Source organism: Emticicia sp., assembly GCF_049241225.1.
Taxonomy (GTDB): domain Bacteria; phylum Bacteroidota; class Bacteroidia; order Cytophagales; family Spirosomataceae; genus Emticicia.
On the sequence record NZ_JBMLRC010000118.1, the window covers coordinates 1 to 3,013 of the forward strand.

Sequence of the window (3,013 nt, forward strand, 5' to 3'; positions counted from 1 at the left end):
TTCGACCCCGAGAAAATCACTGGCTCGAAAGAAGACATCAAAGTTTTTCAAGACTATCTTTCTAAACTTCTCGTATATACCGAAAAAGAAATAAAAGCAGGAAAAACAAAAGAAGAGTTTTTGAAAACAACAGCAATACCTGGAGTTACAGAAATGAAAGGTGATGGTATTCAGCGTAGTTTGCAAGCAGCTTACGAAGAGTTGGGCGGAGTGTAAAAGCTATAATTAACTGATTTACAAATATTTATAGACCAATAAACATTTTTTCTGAACAAAGAGTTATGCTGATTGTAGATAAGAACAATGTCGTTTTTTTCAATTAAATCATGAACCGTTATGAGCAATGGTATGAATAGTGAGAAAGCAATTCTTTGGGCAGAAAAATGGACTCCGATTGTAATTGATATTGAAGGGGTAGCAAATCCACCCCGTTATGAAGTATCAAATTTTGGTAGATTAAGAAGTTTTCAGAATAACGAAAAAGGTGAAATAATAAAAGGCTCGGTGATTCAAGGTTATAAATCTTTAAATATCCGATTACCAAAAGGCAAGTCGTTTAATCGCTATGTGCATAAGCTCGTAGCCGAAACCTTCGTGCCAAAGAGTAGCCCCGACCATAAATTTGTGATTCATCTGGATTTTGATAAACAGAGCAATCATTACGAAAACCTCAAATGGGTTACGAAAGACGAAATGGTGGCTCATAATAAATTAAACCCTGCGGTTATTAATAAGCCGATTCCGAAGCGAACAAAGAATTATAAGCTGACCGAAAGCAAGGTCAAGATGATAAAAAAAATGCTTCTGCACGACAGCACTCGCCTAAAAATGATTGCTAAGCAGTTCGGAATCACGCATACACAACTCAACCGCATTCGTTCGGGCGAAAACTGGGGTTATGTAAAAATTGATGAATAGATTACAGAATGCCCATTTGTTTCAAGATTTTTGTCGTGATTTCGATGCGTCTTGAAGCAAATTCGGGCATTTGCTTATTTTCAGGTTTCTGCATTCGCAGAGCAAAAAAATAGACATTATCTTTCTTTTCTACATAGCCCACAAACCAGCCAATATCTATCTTATCAATAGTTGCCATTCCTGTTTTAGCTCTCAGTGTATATTCATTAGTTTTTTCACGAACCATCACACGCTTCGTGATTTCAAAAGTGCGTTTCGAAAAAGGCAGTTTTTCTTCATAAAGTTTTCTCAAAAACTCTATTTGATTTTTGGGCGAAATCTTCAAGCTTTTTCCTAACCAAAATTGCGTCAGTCCGCTACTAATATCTTTGTTTCCGTAATTACAAGCTTTCAAATATTTATCATAATTCTTTTCGCCAATTCTTCGAGCCAATTCCTGATAAAACCAAACCGTTGAGTTTTTGTAAGCTTCGGTTAGGTCATGGTCTTTGTCCCAAACGGGTAGCCAACGTTTTTCACCATCCCATCTAATTATTTCATTTTCATCTTTAATCGCCCCGACTTCCAAGGCAATCAACGAGTTCGGAATCTTAAAAGTGGAAGCGGGCGAAGTTGCTCGTACAAAATCTGACTTATCGCTTACTTGATAGCTTTTTGTTTTGTAGTTATACAGAAAAAATCCACCTTCGAGGTCATATTCTTTAAAATACTGACTAAAATCAACCACTTTTTGGGCAGAAATTCTAAAAACTGAACAAATAAAAAGGCTGGCAAAAAAGATTTTTTTCATTGCTTGCAGAAAGAAGGTTAATTTTGATGAAATGTTTACAAATATAGATAGCAAAACCGAGAGATTTTCCGACGAACAGAGATTCTTCTGATGAAATTTTGCTTTAAATTTTAAGAGTTTTTTTATGAAATATCACCGAGTTTTAGTCGAAGCCATAGTTTTTGCTCTACAACAGATTTTCAACGAAAATCGTCAGGCCGATAAGGTCATTGAGCAAGTTTTGAAGTCAAATAAAAAGTGGGGCAGCCGAGACCGAGCTTTTATTGCCGAAAACACCTACGAAATTGTGCGTTGGTGGCGTTTGCTGAAATTTGTGGCAAATATTAATTGTGTAAGAGTGGAAGAAGAAGCCTTATTTTGGCAGATTTTTGCCGCTTGGCGAGTTATTCAAGGCGATAAATTACCCGAATGGACGGAGTTTAAGACCATAAATGCCAAAGAAGTTTTAGCCCGAAACGAAGAAGCAAAAGGCATCAGAAAAGTCAGAGAATCAGTACCCGATTGGATAGATGCCATTGGCGAACAAGAACTGGGCGAAAACTGGGAAGCCGAACTTCACGCCATGAATTTCCAAGCTCCCGTAGTTTTACGAACCAACACACTGAAAACCAATAAATTAGACCTGAAAAAATCGTTTAGAGAAATTGGTATCGAAACCGAAACATTGCCGAACGTACAAGATGCGTTAGTGCTGCCCAAACGAGCCAATGTTTTCTCGACCGAACTTTTCAAGAAAGGCTTATTTGAAGTACAAGACGCTGGAAGTCAGCTAATTGCCGAATACCTTGATGTGCAAGCAGGTATGCGAGTGATTGATGCCTGTGCCGGTGCGGGCGGAAAAACGCTTCATTTGGCAACGCTGATGGAAAACAAAGGTCGAGTAATAGCAATGGACGTGGAAGATTATAAACTTACCGAACTACAACGCCGAGCCAAACGCAACGGAATCGGCAATGTAGAAACCAAATTGATTGAAGCGAAAACCATCAAAAGATTAAAAGAAAGTGCCGACCGCCTCTTGCTTGATGTACCGTGTTCGGGTTTAGGTGTTTTGAGAAGAAACCCCGATGCTAAATGGAAATTGAAGAAAGATTTCTTGGAGAAAATCAAGCAAACCCAAGCCGAAATCATTACAAATTACTCAAAAATGCTCAAACACGGCGGTAAAATGGTTTACGCCACATGCAGTATTTTGCCCTCAGAAAGCGAAGAACAAGTACAGAAATTCATTGCACAAAATTCTGAATATCAATTAATTGAAGAAAAACGCACTTCACCAGCCAAAGATGGTTTCGATGGTTTTTA

General features: G+C 38.1%; 3 protein-coding genes and 1 pseudogene. 3 read left to right on the plus strand and 1 reads right to left on the minus strand.

Annotated elements, in window-relative coordinates; genetic code table 11:
• Both ACOVO2_RS07215 and ACOVO2_RS07220 read left to right on the plus strand, forming a co-directional pair.
• Positions 1-216 (plus strand): annotated as a pseudogene (locus ACOVO2_RS07215) (MBL fold metallo-hydrolase); the annotation flags it as partial.
• 120 nt (positions 217-336) lie between these two features.
• Entirely contained in the window at positions 337-918 is a 582-nt protein-coding gene (locus tag ACOVO2_RS07220; RefSeq protein ID WP_421769325.1) for an NUMOD4 domain-containing protein, read from the plus strand.
• 1 nt (position 919) lies between these two features.
• Here the strand turns inward: ACOVO2_RS07220 and blaOXA are convergent, their stop codons facing one another.
• Positions 920-1,708, minus strand: a complete 789-nt coding sequence (gene blaOXA / locus ACOVO2_RS07225; RefSeq protein WP_421769326.1) for a class D beta-lactamase — start codon at positions 1,706-1,708, stop codon at positions 920-922.
• 124 nt (positions 1,709-1,832) lie between these two features.
• On the opposite strand from blaOXA, the gene ACOVO2_RS07230 reads away from it, so the two are divergent.
• Positions 1,833-3,013 (plus strand): RsmB/NOP family class I SAM-dependent RNA methyltransferase (locus ACOVO2_RS07230; RefSeq protein WP_421769327.1); only part of this gene is annotated, 1,181 nt, incomplete at its 3' end.